Here is a 17389-nt window from a genome sequence, read left to right on the forward strand (position 1 = left end):
GGCAGCATGCGTCTGATCGTGCAGAGTCTGCGTGAAAGCGGAGGACGCAATTTGCGTTGGTTGCTGGGACTGAGCATCGTCCTCGGCGGCGGTGTACTCGTGGTCCAGCACCTGATGGAGCTGGCGCGGCTGCAGCTTTCCCCACCGATGTACCTGGCCCTGCATGGCGGCATGCTCTGCGCGCTCGGGACGGGCCTGGGCGCTCTGCCGGTGTTGCTGGTGCGCAGTATGCCGGCGCGTATCGCCGACACCATGCTTGGCTTCGGCGCCGGGGTCATGCTGGCCGCCACGGCCTTCTCCCTGCTGCTGCCGGCGCTGGAGGCGGCGGAAGCTTCCGGTCGCCCGACCTGGCTGGCCTCGCTGCTGGTCAGTCTTGGCCTGGCGCTGGGCGCCTTCGGTCTGGCGGTGTTCGGTCGGGTGCTCGAAGACGCCCAGGCGAATATCCAGGGCGCGGCTGAAGGCAAGGTGCCCGCGCGCATCCTGCTGTTCGTCGCCGCCATCGTTCTGCACAACATTCCCGAAGGCATGGCCGTAGGGGTTGCCGCCGGCGGAGAGGTGCAGGGCGCAAGCGGTCTGGCGCTGGGGATCGCGCTGCAGGATGTGCCCGAAGGGCTGGCTATCGCGCTGGTGCTGGCCGGGGCGGGCGTTTCGCGGGGCAAAGCGGCGCTGGCGGGTGCGGCTTCCGGGCTGGTGGAGCCGCTGTTCGCGGTGCTCTGTGCCTGGCTGATCGGTATCTCGCGGATGTTCCTGCCCTGGGGGCTGGCTGCGGCGGCGGGCGCGATGCTTGACGTGGTCGTGCGCGAGATCATTCCCGAATCCCAGCGGCGCGGCCACGCGGCGCAGGCCACGCAGGGGCTGATCATCGGTTTCTGTCTGATGATGGTACTGGACACTTCGCTGGGCTGATGGCCCTGCGTGTCACTCGCCTTCGTCGAAGTAGTTGTTGATCAGGTCAACCAGCGCCTTGATCGCTTCGTCTTCCTGCTCACCTTCGGCGGCGAGGTGCAGATTGGTACCCTTGCCGGCGGCCAGCATCATCACGGCCATGATGCTCTTGCCGTCCACCGTACTCTCCGGGTTGCGGCCCACGCGAACCTGGCAGGGGTACCGCCCTGCGACGCCGACGAATTTGGCCGCCGCGCGGGCGTGCAGGCCAAGCTTGTTGATGATGGTGACTTCGAGGGCGGGCATCGCGAGGGGCTGTCCTTTTGTTGTCTGTCGCTGCTTAGCTCAGGTCGCGGTGGCGAATCTGTACGTTGGTGAGGGTTTCCTTGAGGGCCTGACCAATGCGCTCGGCAATGTAGGTCGAGCGGTGCTGGCCACCGGTGCAGCCGATGGCGATGGTCACGTAGGCCCGGTTGCTCGCGGCGAAGCGCGGCAGCCATTTGTTCAGGTAGGCGAGGATATCCTGGTACATCTCCTCGACGTCCGGTTGCGCCGCCAGGTACTCCTGGACTTCCGTTTCCAGCCCGGTGTGCTCGCGCAGTTCGGGTTTCCAGTACGGATTGGGCAGGCAGCGCACGTCGAACACCAGGTCCGCGTCCACTGGCATGCCGCGCTTGAAGCCGAATGATTCGACCAGGAAGGCGGTGCCCAGTTCGGGCTTGTTCAGCAGGCGCAGCTTGAGCACGTCGCGCAGCTGGTAGAGGTTCAGGTTGGTGGTGTTGAGCTTGAGATCGGCGAGGTCGGCGATCGGCGCCAGCAGGTTCGACTCGTCGCTGATGGCCTCGGCCAGGGAGCGGGTGTCGGTGGTCAGCGGGTGGCGCCGGCGAGTCTCGGAAAAGCGTTTGAGCAGCGTCTCATCATCGGCGTCGAGGTACAGCACATCACACTGGATGTGTCTGTCGCGGGCTTCCTGCAGCAGCTCGGGGAAACGCTGCAGCTGGCTGGGCAGGTTGCGCGCGTCGATGGAGACGGCGACCTGCGGGTGCAGCAGCTCGGTGTGCAGCAGTGCGCGCTGGGCCAGGTCCGGGAGGAGGCTGGCCGGCAGGTTGTCGATGCAGTAGAAGCCGTTGTCCTCGAGCACATTGAGCGCAGTGCTCTTGCCCGAGCCGGATCTCCCACTGATGATGATCAGGCGCATGATCAGTGCCCGTTGTTCTGGAAGTCCACGACGATCCGGTACAGGTCCTCGCCGTTGGCGGCGTGACGCAGGCGGTCGCGGACGTCGGAGCGGTCGAGCATGGAAGCGATCTGTCGCAGCAGTTCCAGGTGCTCCTCGGTGGCCGCTTCCGGCACCAGCAGCACGAATACCAGGTCGACCGGCGCGCCGTCGAGGGCGTCGAAGTCTACCGGATGGTCAAGGTGCAGGATGGCGCTGATGGGCGACTGGCAGCCGGGGAGGCGGCAGTGCGGAATGGCGATGCCATTGCCGAAGCCGGTGGAGCCCAGGCGTTCCCGGGCCACCAGGCTGTCGAAGATGTCTTGGGAATCGAAACCCGGCAGCTCGCGAGCCACCAGGTTGGCGATTTGTTCGAGGACACGTTTCTTGCTGCCGCCCGGCACGTTCACGAGGGAACGGCCGGGGGTCAGGATTTGCTCAAGTCGGATCATAGAGAGGGGTTAACGAACACCAACACCTTGCTGGCGTTCGAGGTATTTTTCCTTGTGCTTGATCAGTTGGCGGTCGAGCTTGTCGGTGAGCAGGTCGATGGCCGCGTACATGTCTTCATGTTCGGCGCAGGCCACCACTTCGCCACCGGCGATGTGGAGGGTGGCTTCAATTTTCTGCTTCAGCTTCTCGACCTCCATGATGACCTGAACATTGGTGATCTTGTCGAAGTGGCGCTCCAGTCGGCCAAGTTTCTCGCCGACATAGTCGCGCAGGGCGTCGGTCACATCCAGTTGATGTCCACTGATGTTGACTTGCATACCGCTTTCTCCTTGTTGCCCGTGTGTAAGTGGCAGGTTAGGGGGCCTGCCGCCGGAACACCTTGGCGTGGATCAACGTCACACCAGCCGCTTGCGCTCGCTCGAGGGAGAGATTCCTAGGGACTCCCGGTACTTGGCGACGGTACGACGTGCCACTTGAATGCCCTGTGCCTCCAGTAAACCAGCGATCTTGCTGTCACTCAATGGCTTTTTCGGACTTTCCGCCGCGACCAGTTTCTTGATGATGGCGCGAATCGCGGTGGAGGAGCACTCGCCGCCTTCGGAGGTGCTGACGTGGCTGGAGAAGAAGTACTTCAGCTCGAAGATGCCACGGGGCGTGTGCATGAATTTCTGCGTGGTGACGCGGGAGATGGTGGACTCGTGCATGCCCACCGCCTCGGCGATGTCGTGCAGGACCAGCGGCTTCATCGCTTCCTCGCCGTACTCGAGGAAGCCGCGCTGGTGCTCGACGATCTGGGTCGCCACCTTCATCAGCGTCTCGTTGCGGCTCTGCAGGCTCTTGATGAACCAGCGCGCTTCCTGCAACTGGTTGCGCATGAAAGTGTTGTCGGCGCTGGAGTCGGCTCGGCGCACGAGGCCCGCGTACTGCGAGTTCACGCGCAGGCGCGGCACCGCTTCCTGGTTCAGTTCCACCAGCCAGCGGTCGTTGTTCTTCCGCACAATGACATCCGGAACGACGTATTCGGCTTCGCCGGATTCGATCTGCGAGCCGGGGCGCGGGTGCAGCGACTGGATCAGCTCGATGGTCTCGCGCAGCTCGTCTTCCTTGAGCTTCATGCGGCGCATCAGCTGGCTGTAGTCGCGGCTGCCGAGCAGGTCCAGGTGGTCGCTGACCAGACGGATGGCCTCGGCCAGCAGGTAGGTCTTGGTCGGCATCTGGCGCAGCTGCAGCAGCAGGCACTCGCGCAGGTTGCGCGCACCGACACCGGCGGGTTCGAGCTGCTGCACGCGGCGCAGGACGACTTCCACTTCATCCATCTCCACGCCCAGTTCCGGGTCGATGGAGGCGAGGATGTCGTCGAGGGATTCGTCGAGGTAGCCGTCATCGGTGATGCCGTCGATGATGCTCAGGGCGATCAGGCGGTCGGTATCGGACATCGGCAGGAGGTTGAGTTGCCACAGCAGATGGCTCTGCAGGCTTTCGCCGGCGGAGGTGCGGGACGTGAAGTCCCACTCGTCGTCATCGTTGCTGGGCAGGCTGCTGGCGCTGGTCTGGTAGATGTCTTCCCAGGCGGTGTCGACCGGCAGCTCATTGGGGATGCGCTCGGCCCACTGGTCCTCGTCGAGGCTGTCGGCGTTGGGCGTGGCGCTTTCCTGGAAGTTGTCCTGGGAGCTGCTGCTGGTGCCGTTGGCGCCCGACTCGGCACCGTCCGCCATGGGATCGCTGTTGTCGAAGTCCTCGCCTTCTTCCTGGCGCTCCAGCATCGGGTTGGACTCCAGGGCTTCCTGGATTTCCTGTTGGAGGTCCAGCGTGGAGAGCTGGAGCAGTCGGATGGCCTGTTGCAGCTGCGGAGTCATCGTCAGCTGCTGGCCCATCTTGAGGACTAGCGATGGTTTCATGGCTGGAACTAGGCACCTTGTTCGCTGGCGCGAAGCGCGCCATATCCACGACTACGGACACCGGGGTGCCGCGAGGAAGCAAATTATATGCCTGAGTTTGGACGCTTTGCCTAGGGGCTGTCGACCTTTCGTTACAACCCGGTTGCGCCGGGGCAGCCCAGGCAGCCGGGTACGTCGCGGAACGGCCGACGAGCCGCGCCACGCATGGGGGAGAGGTGGAGCTGCTGCGCCCTGGAAAGGGCGCGGCACAGGAGCTTGGAGACTGGCCTTAGAGGCGGAACTCGTGGCCCAGGTAGACTTCCTTCACCAGGTCGTTGGCGAGGATGCTCTCGGCACTGCCTTCGGCGATCAACTGACCGTCGTTGACGATGTACGCCGTTTCGCAGATGTCCAGGGTCTCGCGGACGTTGTGGTCGGTGATCAGTACACCGATGCCCTTGGCCTTGAGGTGGTGGATGATCTGCTTGATGTCGCCCACGGAGATCGGGTCGACGCCGGCGAAGGGTTCGTCGAGCAGGATGAACTTCGGCGAACTGGCCAGGGCGCGGGCGATTTCCACGCGGCGACGTTCACCGCCGGACAGGCTCATGCCGAGGTTGTCGCGGATATGGTGGATGTGGAATTCCTCGAGCAGGCCTTCCAGGGCTTCCTGGCGGCCGGCGCGATCGAGGTCGGTGCGGGTCTCGAGGATCGCGCCGATGTTGTCCGCCACCGACAGCTTGCGGAAGATCGAGGCTTCCTGCGGCAGGTAGCCGATGCCGGCGCGCGCGCGGCCGTGCATGGGCAGGTGGGTGACATCCTGCTCGTCGATGCGCACGACGCCCTGATCGGCACGGACCAGGCCGACGATCATGTAGAAGCAGGTGGTCTTGCCCGCTCCGTTGGGGCCGAGCAGGCCGACGATCTGCCCGCTCTCGATGCTCATGCTGACGTCGCGGACGACTTGCCGGCTCTTGTAGCTCTTGGCGAGGTGCTGGGCGGTTAGCGTAGCCATTACTGCGCTTGATCCTGCTTTTTCTTGGGCTGGATGACCATGTCGATACGCGGGCGCGGCGTGGTCACCTGGGAGCCGGTGGCGCGGCCTGCGTTGACGATCTGGCGCTGGGTGTCATAGACGATCTTCTCGCCTTCGAAGGTGTTGCCTTCCTGGATCACCTTGGCCTGGTCGATCAGAACGACGCGGTTCTGCGAGACGAAGTACTGGATGGTCAGGCCGTAGGCCTGGGTGATCTGCTTGTCCGGCGCCGGCTTCTGTTCGAAGTAGGCGGGCTTGCCGACCGAGGTGACGACTTCGATCTCGCCGTCCTTGTTCTGCTTGAGCGTAACGGTGTTGCCAGTCAGCTTCATGCTGCCCTGGGTTACCACCACGTCGCCGCGATACACGGCCACGCCCTGCTTGTCATCCAGTTCGGCGCTGTCGGCCTGGACGCGGATCGGCTGTTCCCGGTCGGTGGGAAGAGCCCAGGCGGCAGAGCTGCCGATGGCGGCGGCGAGGCTGAAAAGAAGGGGGAGGGTGTTAACGAGCCTCATGCTGACCTCTTACGTTGGACAGCAGGAGCATCCGGCTGTCTTTCAGATACGCTTTCATGCCAACTGCCGTGGTTACACCGTTGGGTTCGGTGATCTTCACGGGCTGGTCAGTCTGCGCATAGTCCTTGTCTGGGAACACCGTCATGCGCGAGGTGTTGAGCAGGAGCGTGCGCTGCTGCGCGTCGGTGCGCGCGACGCGCACATCGTCGATCAGCTCGACCTGCTTGCCTTCGGGGGCTACTTCGGCGTGAACGCTCTGGACGTGCCACGGCTGAGGCTCATTCTCCCGGTGGAAGTAGAGGTCGGGCGTGGTAACCAGGGTTACGTCGCTTGCTTTCAGGTGTTCGAGTTTGTCGGCGGTCATCTCGTAGGCGAGGGAGCCGTCGACGCGGTACTGAGTGCTCTTGGCATTCACCACGTAGAAGTCGATTGCGTCACTGGTCTGCGACTTGAGCTGGCGCTCGTTGAAGTCCAGGCGCACGTTCCAGTAATAGCCGAGGGCGATCAGCCCGATGGCGATCAGGGCGAACAACAGCTTCTGTTGGAATGTCTTGGGCATGTTCGGCTCTAGAGATACGCGTTCTGGGCAGCTTCGAGGTTGCCCTGTGCGCGCAGGATCAGTTCGCAGAACTCGCGGGCGGCACCTTCGCCGCCACGGGCCTGGGTTACACCATCGGCGTGCTGACGGACGAAAGCGTCGCCGTTGGCGACTGCCATGCCGAGTCCTGCACGGCGAATGGCTGGCAGATCGGGCAGATCGTCGCCCAGGTAGGCGACTTCTTCATAGCCTAGACCCAGTTCGGCGAGCAACTCGTCGAGGGCGACCAGCTTGTCCTCGCGGCCCTGGAACAGGTGGTTGATGCCCAGGTTCTTCGCACGGCGCTCGACCACCGGGCTCGAGCGGCCGGTGATGATCGCGGTGCGCACGCCGGAGTTCATCAGCATCTTGATGCCCTGGCCGTCCAGGGTGTTGAAGGTCTTGAACTCGCCGCCGTCGGGCAGGAAGTAGAGCTTGCCGTCGGTGAGCACGCCATCGACGTCGAACACCGCCAGGCGGACCGCTTTCGCGCGTTGCAGCAGGTCGGCGGTCATTCAGATGACTCCCGCGCGGGTCAGGTCGTGGACGTGCAGGACGCCGACCGGGTGATCCTTGTCGTCGACCACCACCAGTACGTTGATCTTGTGGTCGTCCATGATCTTCAGGGCTTCGGCGGCAAGCATGTCCGGGCGGGCGGTCTTGCCGTGCACGGTCATCACCTGGTCGATGGTCACCTGGCGCACGTCCAGACCCTTGTCCAGGGTGCGGCGCAGGTCGCCGTCGGTGAAGATCCCGGCCAGGCGGCCGTCCTCGCCGAGCACGATGGTCATGCCAAGGCCCTTGCGGGTCATTTCCAGCAGCGCGCCGCTGAGCGACGTGCCGGGGGAAACCTGCGGCAATGCTTCACCCACGTGCATGATGTTTTCCACTTTCAGCAACAGTCGACGGCCCAGTGCGCCGCCCGGGTGCGAGAAAGCGAAGTCTTCGGCGGTGAAGCCGCGGGCTTCCAGCAGGGCGATGGCAAGCGCGTCACCGATCACCAGGGAAACCGTGGTGGAGGAGGTTGGCGCCAGGTTCAGCGAGCAGGCTTCATGCTCCACGCTGGCGTCGAGGTTGACCTCGGCGGCCTTGGCCAACGGCGACTCGGCGTTGCCGGTCATGCTGACCAGGGTGATGCCCAGGCGCTTGATCAGCGGCAGCAGGGTGATGATTTCGGCGGTGGAGCCGGAGTTGGACAGGGCCAGGACGACGTCGTCCTTGGTGATCATGCCCATGTCGCCGTGGCTGGCCTCGGCTGGGTGCACAAAGAAGGACGGGGTGCCGGTGCTGGCCAGGGTGGCGGCGATCTTGCGGGCGATGTGCCCGGACTTGCCCATGCCGACCACGACCACGCGGCCCTTGCAGGCCAGCAGCAGCTCGCAGGCCAGGGAAAAATCGGCGCCGATGCGCGGCAGCAGAGCGTCCACCGAGTCTCGCTCGAGGCGGATAGTGCGTTGTGCCGACTGGATGAAATCGTGTTTCTGGCTCATGTTCGAAAGGCGCGGGGCAAAATGAAGTGCGAGATTATAACGGGAAAGCGGCAAAGGCTTCATCACTGGCATCTCAATGTTGAGCGCATTTTGCTGAACTGAGCCTTAACAGTGGCTTAGCAGCCCTTGGGGCGTGGCTTCGCGGGGTGTTATAGTTCGCGGCCGTTCGGCCTGCCGCGCCGTGTTTCTGCCGTGTGACAGACGGGGCAACGGACAGCGCCGTGATGAAAGGAGTTCTATGAGCACCAATGACCAATACGCGGTCGAGCTGAAGGGCCTGAGCTTCAAGCGTGGCACGCGTAAGATTTTCGATAACGTGGACATCCGCATTCCACGCGGCAAGGTCACCGGGATCATGGGACCGTCGGGTTGTGGCAAGACCACCCTGTTGCGACTGATCGCCGCCCAGCTGCGTCCGGCGAGCGGTGAAGTGTGGGTCAATGGCCAGAACCTCCCCACGCTGGGACGCAGCGATCTGTTCGACATGCGCAAGCAGTTCGGTGTGTTGTTCCAGAGCGGCGCGCTGTTCACTGACCTCGATGTCTTCGAGAACGTGGCCTTCCCGCTGCGCGTGCACACCGAACTGCCCGAGGACATGATCCGCGACATCGTGCTGATGAAGCTGCAGGCCGTTGGCCTGCGCGGAGCGGTCGAGCTGATGCCCGATGAGCTGTCCGGCGGCATGAAGCGTCGCGTGGCGCTGGCCCGCGCCATCGCGCTGGACCCGCAGATCCTGATGTACGACGAGCCTTTCGTGGGCCAGGACCCGATCGCCATGGGCGTACTGGTGCGCCTGATCCGCCTGCTCAACGATGCCCTGGGGATCACCAGTATCGTGGTGTCCCACGACCTCGCGGAAACCGCGAGCATCGCCGACTACATCTATATCGTCGGCGACGGCCGCGTGCTCGGTCACGGAACGCCGGCTGACCTGCAGGGTCTCGATGATCCGCGGGTTCGTCAGTTCATGAAGGGCATCCCGGATGGTCCGGTGCCGTTCCACTATCCTGCTCGCGATTACCGCGCCGACCTGCTGGGAGAACGTTGATGCGCAAGACTTCACCGCTCGAGCGAGTTCGCCTGCTCGGGCGCGCGGGCCTCGATGTCCTCGAATCGCTGGGGCGTTCGACCCTGTTCCTGGTGCACGCCATCTTCGGTCGCCGCGTGCACAGCGGCGCCTTCCAGCTGCTGATCAAGCAGCTGTATTCGGTTGGCGTGCTGTCGCTGGCGATCATTGTCGTCTCCGGCCTGTTCATCGGCATGGTGCTGGCCCTGCAGGGCTACAACATCCTGGCGAGCTACGGCTCCGAGCAGGCGGTCGGCCAGATGGTCGCGCTGACGCTGCTGCGTGAACTGGGGCCGGTGGTGACCGGTCTGTTGTTCGCCGGGCGTGCGGGGTCCGCGCTGACCGCCGAGATCGGCAACATGAAATCCACCGAGCAGCTGTCCAGCCTGGAGATGATCGGCGTCGACCCGCTCAAGTACATCATCGCTCCGCGCCTGTGGGCAGGCTTCATCTCGATGCCGCTGCTGGCAGCTATCTTCAGTGTCGTCGGCATCTGGGGCGGAGCCCTGGTCGCCGTGGACTGGCTGGGTGTGTATGACGGTTCGTACTGGTCGAACATGCAGAACAGCGTGCAGTTCACCAAGGACATTCTCAATGGCGTGATCAAGAGTGTTGTGTTCGCCTTCGTCGTGACCTGGATCGCCGTGTTCCAGGGCTATGACTGCGAGCCCACCTCCGAGGGGATCAGCCGCGCCACCACCCGTACCGTTGTGTATGCCTCCCTGGCCGTGCTGGGGCTGGACTTCATCCTGACCGCCTTGATGTTTGGAGACTTCTGATGCAAACCCGCACCCTGGAAATCGGTGTAGGCCTGTTCATTCTGGCCGGCCTGCTGGCCCTGCTGCTGCTGGCCCTGCGTGTCAGCGGACTGACCATCGGCAATTCGGGCGATACCTACAAGCTGTATGCCTACTTCGACAACATTGCCGGCGTCACCGTGCGTGGCAAAGTCACCATGGCTGGCGTCACCATCGGCAAGGTCACTGCGGTGGACCTGGACCATGACAGCTATCGTGGTCGTGTGACCATGGAGATCAATCGCCAGGTCAACAACCTGCCGGACGACTCCACCGCTTCCATCCTGACCGCCGGCCTGCTGGGCGAGAAGTACATCGGCATCAGCGTCGGTGGTGATGAAGAGCTGCTGAAGGAAGGCGATACCATCAAGGACACCCAGTCGGCACTCGTGCTGGAAGACCTGATCGGCAAGTTCCTGCTGAATTCGGTCAACAAAGACGACTCGAAGAAATGAGGACTCACTCCATGTTGAAAACCTTGCGCCGTGGCTTCCTGGTTCTGCTCGCGATCCTGCCGCTGTTCGCCCAGGCCGAGCAGACCGCCCAGCAGGTCGTGCAGCAGACCGTCGACAGCCTGCTGTCGGACCTGAAGACCAACAAGGCCAGCTACAAGGCCAATCCCCAGGCGTTCTACGACACCCTGAACCGCATTCTCGGCCCGGTCGTGGATTCCGAGGGCATCGCCAAGGGCGTGATGACCGTCAAGTACTCCCGCCAGGCGACTCCGGAGCAGGTCAAGCGCTTCGAGGAAACCTTCAAGAACAGCCTGTTCCAGTTCTACGGCAACGCGCTGCTGGAGTACGACAACCAGGACATCCGCGTGCTGAACACTGGCAAGCAGGAGCAGGATCGCGCTTCGGTGAACATGGAAGTGGTCGGTGGCAGCGGCGCCGTCTATCCGGTGCAGTACACCATGGTCAAGCAAGGCAGCGACTGGCGTCTGCGTAACGTGATCATCAACGGCATCAACATCGGCAAGCTGTTCCGTGACCAGTTCGCCGATTCCATGCAGAAGAACCGCAACGACCTGGAAGCCACCATCGCCGGCTGGGGCCAGGTGGTCGCCAAGGCCAAGGACGCTGCCAAGGGCCAGCCGGAAGGCGGCGCAGAATGAGTCAGGGCAGTATCACGGAGCGTAGCGAGGGCGAGTTGGCCCTCGCCGGCGTGCTGGACTACAGCACCGGCCCCGCGCTGCGTCAGCAGGGCGCTCGGCTGATCGCTTCGAGCAAGGCCGGCGCGCTGCGCCTGGACTGTTCGGCGGTGGAGCACTCCAGCAGCGTCGGATTGTCGCTGCTGCTGTCCTACACCCGTGATGCGCGCAAGGCCGGCAAGACGCTGCAGATCTCCGGCCTGCCCAAGGACATGCAGGAAATCGCCAAGGTTGGCGAGCTCCTGGAGATTCTGCCGTTACAGCATTGAAACACTGAAAGGGCCCTCCGTCCGCGACTTCCCCTGCCGGGGTTCGCAGGCGGGGGGCTTTTTTGTATCATGGCCGACCCGCGCGCGTAGGGCGCCGAACGAGGTTGAGCATGCAGGCCGTAGAAGTCAAAAACTTCCTGGAATCGAAACTCCCAGGTACCCAGATCGAAGTGGAAGGCGAAGGCTGCAATTTCCAGCTGAACCTGATCAGCGACGAGCTCGCCGGCCTGAGCCCGGTCAAGCGCCAGCAACAGATCTATGCCCACCTGAACGAGTGGATCGCCTCCGGCGCCATCCATGCCGTCACCATGAAATTCTTCAGCCGCGCCGCCTGGGCCGAGCGTTCCTGAGCCCACGGGGAAAATAGCAATGGATAAACTGATCATTACCGGCGGCACTCGTCTCGATGGCGAGATCCGCATCTCCGGCGCAAAGAACTCGGCGCTGCCGATCCTCGCCGCGACCCTGCTGGCGGACACCCCGGTGACCGTCTGCAACCTGCCGCACCTGCACGACATCACCACCATGATCGAGCTGTTCGGTCGCATGGGCGTGCAGCCGATCATCGACGAGAAGCTCAACGTCGAAGTCGATGCCAGCACCATCAAGACCTTGGTGGCGCCGTACGAGCTGGTCAAGACCATGCGTGCGTCGATCCTCGTACTCGGCCCGATGGTCGCCCGCTTCGGTGAAGCCGAAGTCGCGCTGCCCGGTGGTTGCGCCATCGGCTCGCGTCCGGTGGACCTGCACATCCGTGGCCTGGAAGCCATGGGTGCGCAGATCGATGTCGAAGGCGGCTACATCAAGGCCAAGGCTCCGGCCGGCGGCCTGAAGGGCGCGCACTTCTTCTTCGATACCGTCTCCGTGACCGGTACCGAGAACATCATGATGGCCGCGGCCCTGGCCAATGGCCGCTCCGTGCTGGAAAACGCCGCGCGTGAGCCCGAGGTCGTCGACCTGGCCAACTTCATCAACGCCATGGGCGGTGACGTGCAGGGCGCCGGTACCGACACCATCGTGATCAACGGTGTGAAAAGCCTGGGTGGCGGCGCCAAGTACAGCGTCATGCCCGACCGCATCGAGACCGGTACCTACCTGGTCGCCGCGGCGGCCACCGGTGGCCGCGTCAAGCTCAAGGACACCGATCCGACCATCCTCGAGGCCGTGCTGGCCAAGCTGGTCGAAGCCGGCGCGCACATCACCACCGGCAGCAACTGGATCGAGCTGGACATGAAGGGCAGCCGACCGAAGGCGGTGAACCTCCGTACCGCGCCGTACCCGGCATTCCCGACCGACATGCAGGCCCAGTTCATCTCCCTGAACGCCATCGCCGAAGGCACCGGCGCGGTCATCGAGACCGTGTTCGAGAACCGCTTCATGCACGTCTACGAGATGAACCGCATGGGCGCGCAGATCCTGGTCGAGGGCAACACCGCCATCGTCACCGGCGTTCCGCAGCTCAAGGGCGCACCGGTCATGGCGACCGACCTGCGTGCTTCCGCCAGCCTGGTGATCGCAGCCCTGGTGGCCGACGGCGATACCATGATCGACCGCATCTACCACATCGACCGTGGTTACGAGTGCATCGAAGAGAAACTGCAACTGCTCGGGGCGAAGATTCGCCGCGTGCCGGGCTAGGGCTGAGCCAGACCATGCTGACGATTGCCCTGTCCAAGGGCCGTATCCTCGACGACACCCTGCCGCTGCTTGCAGCGGCGGGCATCGTGCCGACCGAGAATCCGGACAAGAGCCGCAAGCTGATCATCCCCACCACCCTCGATGACGTGCGCCTGCTGATCGTGCGCGCCACCGACGTGCCGACCTACGTCGAGCATGGTGCTGCCGACCTCGGCGTCGCGGGCAAGGACGTGCTCATGGAGTACGGTGGCCAGGGCCTCTACGAGCCGCTGGACCTGAAGATCGCCAACTGCAAGCTGATGACCGCCGGTGCGGTCGGCGCGCCGGAACCCAAGGGGCGCCTGCGCGTGGCCACCAAGTTCGTCAATGTCGCCAAGCGCTACTACGCCGAACAGGGCCGCCAGGTCGACGTGATCAAGCTGTACGGCTCCATGGAGCTGGCACCGCTGGTCGGCCTCGCCGACAAGATCATCGACGTGGTCGACACCGGCAACACCCTGCGTGCAAACGGCCTGGAACCCCAGGAAATGATCGCGCACATCAGCTCGCGCCTGGTTGTGAACAAAGCCTCGATGAAGATGCAGCACGCGCGCATCCAGGCCCTGATCGACACCCTGCGCGAAGCGGTGGAGTCTCGACACCGGGCGTAATTTCCCGCGCGGCCTCCCCGCCGCGCCCGCCTATCCGTGTCATAGCCAAATTTTCTCGGGTGCCCGCACGGAAGGCTTGATAGTCTTGCGGCGCCCGAGATCATGCCAATTAAAGAGGCCAGCTATGACCGCACCCTTCGCTATCCGTCGACTCAACGCCGCCGATCCGGACTTCGCGCGTCATCTGGACCATCTGCTCTCCTGGGAAAGCGTGTCCGACGAGTCGGTGAACCAGCGCGTCCTGGACATCATCGCCGACGTGCGCAAGCGCGGTGACGCCGCCGTGGTCGAGTTCACCCAGCGCTTCGACGGTGTCGATGCCAAGACCATGGCCGACCTGATCCTTCCGCGCGAGCGCCTGGAACTGGCCCTGACCCGTATCACCCCGGCCCAGCGCGAAGCCCTGGAAGTTGCCGCCGAACGCGTGCGCAGCTACCACGAGAAGCAGAAGCAGGATTCCTGGCGCTACACCGAAGCTGACGGCACCGTGCTCGGCCAGCAGGTCACCCCGCTGGACCGCGCCGGCCTGTACGTGCCGGGCGGCAAGGCGTCCTACCCGTCGTCCGTGCTGATGAACGCCATTCCGGCCAAGGTCGCCGGCGTTGCCGAAGTGGTGATGGTGGTGCCGACCCCGCGTGGCGAGATCAACGAGATCGTCCTGGCGGCGGCCTGCATCGCTGGCGTCGACCGCGTCTTCACCATCGGCGGCGCCCAGGCCGTGGCCGCGCTGGCATACGGTACCGAGAGCGTGCCGCAGGTGGACAAGATCGTCGGCCCGGGCAACATCTATGTCGCCACCGCCAAGCGCCATGTGTTCGGCCAGGTCGGCATCGACATGATCGCCGGCCCCTCCGAAATCCTCGTGGTCTGCGACGGCGGCACCGATCCGGACTGGATCGCCATGGACCTGTTCTCCCAGGCCGAGCACGACGAGGACGCCCAGTCGATCCTGGTCAGCCCGGACGCCGCTTTCCTCGACAAGGTCGCCGCGAGCATCGAGAAGCTGCTGCCGACCATGGAACGCGCCGAGATCATTCGCACGTCGCTGACCAATCGTGGCGCGCTGATCCTCGTCGCCGATCAGGAACAGGCCTGCCAGGTCGCCAACCGCATCGCCCCGGAACACCTGGAGCTGTCGGTGGCCGACCCGGAAAGCTGGCTGCCGAAGATTCGCCACGCTGGTGCCATCTTCATGGGCCGCTACACCGCCGAGGCGCTGGGCGACTACTGTGCCGGGCCGAACCACGTGCTGCCGACCTCCGGCACCGCACGCTTCTCCTCGCCGCTGGGCGTGTATGACTTCCAGAAGCGCTCCTCGATCATCTTCTGCTCCGCGCCGGGCGCTTCCGAGCTGGGCAAGACCGCCTCGATCCTGGCCCGTGGCGAGTCGCTGACCGCCCACGCGCGCAGCGCCGAATTCCGCATTCTGGACAAGTGTGAGTAACCGATGAGCAAGTTCTGGAGTCCCTTCGTCAAGGAACTGGTGCCCTACGTTCCGGGCGAGCAGCCGAAGCTGGCCAAACTGGTCAAGCTGAACACCAACGAGAACCCCTACGGCCCGTCGCCGAAGGTGGTCGCCGCGATCCAGGCCGAGCTGAACGACACGCTGCGCCTGTACCCGGACCCGAACGCCGACCGCCTGAAGCAGACCATCGCCGAGTACCACGGCGTGAAGACCTCCCAGGTCTTCGTCGGCAACGGTTCGGACGAAGTCCTGGCCCATGCCTTCCACGCGCTGTTCCAGCACGGCAAGCCGCTGCTGTTCCCGGACGTGACCTACAGCTTCTATCCGGTCTACTGCGGCCTCTACGGCATCGACTTCGAAGCCCTGCCGCTGGACGAGCAGTTCCAGATTCGTGTCGAGGATTACGCGCGTCCGAACGGCGGCATCATCTTCCCCAACCCCAACGCGCCCACCGGCTGCCTGCTGCCGCTCGAAGCCATCGAGCGCCTGCTGCAAGCGAGCCCGGACAGCGTGGTGCTGGTGGACGAGGCCTACGTCGACTTCGGTGGTGAGACCGCGATTTCCCTGGTCAGCCGTTACCCGAACCTGCTGGTGGCGCAAACCCTGTCCAAGTCCCGTTCGCTGGCGGGCCTGCGGGTCGGCTTCGCGGTTGGCCACGAAGACCTGATCGAAGCGCTGGAGCGGGTGAAGAACAGCTTCAACTCCTATCCGCTGGATCGCCTGGCGCTGGCCGGCGCGGTGGCGTCCTTCGAGGACCAGGCCTATTTCGAACAGACCTGCAACGCGGTTATCCACAGCCGCGAAAAGCTGGTGGCCGAGCTCAAGACCCTGGGCTTCGAGGTACTGCCGTCGGCGGCGAACTTCGTCTTCGCCCGCCATCCGCAGCGCGACGGCGCAGAACTGGCCGCGGCCTTGCGCGAGGAGGGCGTGATCGTGCGTCACTTCAAGCAGCAGCGGATCAACCAGTTCCTGCGCATCAGCATCGGCACCGAGGAGCAGAACCAGGCTCTGATCGATGCCCTGCGGCTGAAGCTGTAAGGCATTCGCTGGAAAAGAAAACGGCGCCTTCGGGCGCCGTTTTTCATTGTTCTGGAAAAGAGAGCGGCATCAGTTGCCGTTGGGAGCGGGCGGCGGGCGCAGGCCGACTTCGGCGTTGAGCGTCACCGGCTTGCCGTTGCGCAGCACCTCGATGGTGATTTTCTCGCCCGGCTTGGTGCGCGCAACCTGGTTCATCGAGCGACGGCCATCGCTGGCGGCCTCGCCATCGATGTTCAGGATGATGTCGCCCGGCAGCAGGCCCGACTTGGCGGCGGGGCCGTCGCGGTAGACGCCGGCGACGACGATGCCGGCCTTGTCCTTGAGGTCGAAGGATTCGGCCAGTTCCGGGGTCAGCGGTTGGACTTCGACGCCGAGCCAGCCGCGGATGACCTGACCATGCTCGATGATCGATTGCATGACCTCCAGGGCCAGCTTGGTCGGGATGGCGAAGCCGATGCCCTGGGAGCCGCCGGACTTGGAGAAGATCGCGGTGTTGATGCCGATCAGGTTGCCGTTGGCGTCCACCAGTGCGCCGCCGGAGTTGCCCGGGTTGATCGCCGCGTCGGTCTGGATGAAGTCTTCGTAGGTGTTCAGGCCCAGCTGGTTGCGGCCGGTGGCGCTGATGATGCCCATGGTGACGGTCTGGCCGACGCCGAAGGGGTTGCCGATGGCCAGGCAGACGTCGCCGGTACGGATGCCGTCGGAGCGGCCGAGCATGATCGAGGGCAGGTCCTTGAGGTCGATCTTCAGTACCGCGAGGTCGGTCTCGGGGTCGCTACCCACCAGGCGGGCGATGGTCTCGCGGCCGTCGCGCAGGGCCACGACGATCTGGTCGGCGCCGGAGGTCACGTGGTTGTTGGTCAGCAGGTAGCCTTCCGGGCTCATGATCACTGCCGAACCCAGGCTCGACTCCATGCGCTTCTGCTGCGGCAGGTTATCGCCGAAGAAGCGCCGGAACAGCGGGTCGTCGAGCATCGAGTTGTTCGGCTTGCTGACCATCTTGGTGGTGTAGAGGTTGGCCACGGCCGGCGAGGAGCGTGTCACGGCGTCGGCGTAGCTGACCGGGCCCTGCTGCAGGCGGCTGAGCAGCGGGGCCTGCTGCAGGTGCACTTCCTGCTGCGGAAGGCCGACCCATTGCGGGTTATGCTGGATGATCAGCAGCGCCAACAGGACGCCAACCAGCACGGGCCAGCCGAGGAAACGCAGGGCCTTCAGCATCGAAGAAAATCCTTGGGGTTGCTTGGCCGGGGGATGGCCGATAGGGTGG

At 64.2% G+C, this 17389-nt stretch carries 22 protein-coding genes; 11 read left to right on the forward strand and 11 right to left on the reverse strand.

Annotated elements, in window-relative coordinates; genetic code table 11:
* The first annotated feature begins 12 nt into the window (after window positions 1-12).
* The gene (locus IB273_RS18330; protein ID WP_412548087.1) at window positions 13-906 is read left to right on the forward strand and encodes a ZIP family metal transporter; all 894 of its coding nucleotides are present in this window, start codon (window positions 13-15) and stop codon (window positions 904-906) included.
* Window positions 907-918: 12 nt separating this feature from the next.
* On the opposite strand, the gene IB273_RS18335 is transcribed toward IB273_RS18330, so the two are convergent.
* The 10 genes from IB273_RS18335 to IB273_RS18380 form a co-directional block, all read right to left on the reverse strand.
* Window positions 919-1191, reverse strand: a complete 273-nt coding sequence (locus IB273_RS18335) for an HPr family phosphocarrier protein (RefSeq protein ID WP_192224717.1) — start codon at window positions 1189-1191, stop codon at window positions 919-921.
* 34 nt (window positions 1192-1225) lie between these two features.
* Window positions 1226-2083, reverse strand: coding sequence for an RNase adapter RapZ (gene rapZ, locus IB273_RS18340; RefSeq protein ID WP_081517454.1), 858 nt, complete (start codon window positions 2081-2083; stop codon window positions 1226-1228).
* 2 nt (window positions 2084-2085) lie between these two features.
* Entirely contained in the window at window positions 2086-2553 is a 468-nt protein-coding gene (gene ptsN, locus IB273_RS18345) for a PTS IIA-like nitrogen regulatory protein PtsN (protein ID WP_037009823.1), read from the reverse strand.
* 9 nt (window positions 2554-2562) lie between these two features.
* A complete protein-coding gene (gene hpf / locus IB273_RS18350) occupies window positions 2563-2871 on the reverse strand; it encodes a ribosome hibernation-promoting factor, HPF/YfiA family (RefSeq protein ID WP_017518151.1) in 309 nt (102 codons plus the stop codon).
* Between the two features lie 78 nt (window positions 2872-2949).
* Window positions 2950-4452, reverse strand: coding sequence for an RNA polymerase factor sigma-54 (locus IB273_RS18355; protein WP_192224718.1), 1503 nt, complete (start codon window positions 4450-4452; stop codon window positions 2950-2952).
* Window positions 4453-4720: 268 nt separating this feature from the next.
* Window positions 4721-5446, reverse strand: a complete 726-nt coding sequence (gene lptB / locus IB273_RS18360; protein WP_081517456.1) for an LPS export ABC transporter ATP-binding protein — start codon at window positions 5444-5446, stop codon at window positions 4721-4723.
* On the reverse strand, window positions 5446-5982 hold the full coding sequence (gene lptA, locus IB273_RS18365) for a lipopolysaccharide transport periplasmic protein LptA (protein WP_017518148.1): 537 nt from the start codon (window positions 5980-5982) through the stop codon (window positions 5446-5448). The genes lptB and lptA overlap by 1 nt, the downstream gene beginning before the upstream one ends.
* Window positions 5969-6541, reverse strand: coding sequence for an LPS export ABC transporter periplasmic protein LptC (gene lptC / locus IB273_RS18370; protein WP_151189473.1), 573 nt, complete (start codon window positions 6539-6541; stop codon window positions 5969-5971). Before lptC ends, lptA begins: the two co-directional genes overlap by 14 nt.
* 8 nt (window positions 6542-6549) lie before the next feature.
* The gene (locus IB273_RS18375) at window positions 6550-7074 is read right to left on the reverse strand and encodes a KdsC family phosphatase (RefSeq protein ID WP_151189474.1); all 525 of its coding nucleotides are present in this window, start codon (window positions 7072-7074) and stop codon (window positions 6550-6552) included.
* Entirely contained in the window at window positions 7075-8049 is a 975-nt protein-coding gene (locus IB273_RS18380; protein ID WP_081517458.1) for a KpsF/GutQ family sugar-phosphate isomerase, read from the reverse strand. It abuts the gene before it with no gap.
* Between the two features lie 238 nt (window positions 8050-8287).
* Here IB273_RS18380 and IB273_RS18385 point away from each other — a divergent pair, with 238 nt between their 5' ends.
* From IB273_RS18385 to hisC, 10 genes are all read left to right on the forward strand, one after another.
* Window positions 8288-9097 carry an ATP-binding cassette domain-containing protein gene (locus IB273_RS18385; protein WP_024766540.1) on the forward strand — a complete coding sequence of 270 codons (810 nt, stop codon included), beginning with the start codon at window positions 8288-8290 and terminating at the stop codon, window positions 9095-9097.
* Window positions 9097-9894: a lipid asymmetry maintenance ABC transporter permease subunit MlaE gene (gene mlaE / locus IB273_RS18390; RefSeq protein ID WP_045209589.1), complete on the forward strand. Its 798-nt coding sequence runs from the start codon at window positions 9097-9099 to the stop codon at window positions 9892-9894. Before IB273_RS18385 ends, mlaE begins: the two co-directional genes overlap by 1 nt.
* On the forward strand, window positions 9894-10367 hold the full coding sequence (gene mlaD, locus IB273_RS18395; protein WP_045209590.1) for an outer membrane lipid asymmetry maintenance protein MlaD: 474 nt from the start codon (window positions 9894-9896) through the stop codon (window positions 10365-10367). Before mlaE ends, mlaD begins: the two co-directional genes overlap by 1 nt.
* Before the next feature lie 11 nt (window positions 10368-10378).
* A complete protein-coding gene (locus IB273_RS18400; RefSeq protein ID WP_081517459.1) occupies window positions 10379-11026 on the forward strand; it encodes an ABC transporter substrate-binding protein in 648 nt (215 codons plus the stop codon).
* The gene (locus IB273_RS18405) at window positions 11023-11331 is read left to right on the forward strand and encodes a lipid asymmetry maintenance protein MlaB (protein WP_081517460.1); all 309 of its coding nucleotides are present in this window, start codon (window positions 11023-11025) and stop codon (window positions 11329-11331) included. Before IB273_RS18400 ends, IB273_RS18405 begins: the two co-directional genes overlap by 4 nt.
* A gap of 110 nt (window positions 11332-11441) precedes the next feature.
* On the forward strand, window positions 11442-11681 hold the full coding sequence (locus IB273_RS18410; protein ID WP_017518139.1) for a BolA family protein: 240 nt from the start codon (window positions 11442-11444) through the stop codon (window positions 11679-11681).
* A gap of 19 nt (window positions 11682-11700) precedes the next feature.
* Window positions 11701-12969: a UDP-N-acetylglucosamine 1-carboxyvinyltransferase gene (murA, locus tag IB273_RS18415; protein WP_081517461.1), complete on the forward strand. Its 1269-nt coding sequence runs from the start codon at window positions 11701-11703 to the stop codon at window positions 12967-12969.
* Between the two features lie 14 nt (window positions 12970-12983).
* The gene (gene hisG / locus IB273_RS18420) at window positions 12984-13619 is read left to right on the forward strand and encodes an ATP phosphoribosyltransferase (protein ID WP_081517462.1); all 636 of its coding nucleotides are present in this window, start codon (window positions 12984-12986) and stop codon (window positions 13617-13619) included.
* Window positions 13620-13743: 124 nt separating this feature from the next.
* Window positions 13744-15063, forward strand: coding sequence for a histidinol dehydrogenase (hisD, locus tag IB273_RS18425; protein WP_192224719.1), 1320 nt, complete (start codon window positions 13744-13746; stop codon window positions 15061-15063).
* Between the two features lie 3 nt (window positions 15064-15066).
* A complete protein-coding gene (gene hisC, locus IB273_RS18430) occupies window positions 15067-16122 on the forward strand; it encodes a histidinol-phosphate transaminase (RefSeq protein WP_192224720.1) in 1056 nt (351 codons plus the stop codon).
* A gap of 69 nt (window positions 16123-16191) precedes the next feature.
* On the opposite strand, the gene algW is transcribed toward hisC, so the two are convergent.
* Window positions 16192-17340, reverse strand: a complete 1149-nt coding sequence (gene algW / locus IB273_RS18435; RefSeq protein WP_081517465.1) for a Do family serine endopeptidase AlgW — start codon at window positions 17338-17340, stop codon at window positions 16192-16194.
* Between the last annotated feature and the right edge of the window lie 49 nt (window positions 17341-17389).

It is taken from the genome of Pseudomonas sp. PDM19 (assembly GCF_014852215.1).
Classification (GTDB): Bacteria; Pseudomonadota; Gammaproteobacteria; order Pseudomonadales; family Pseudomonadaceae; genus Pseudomonas.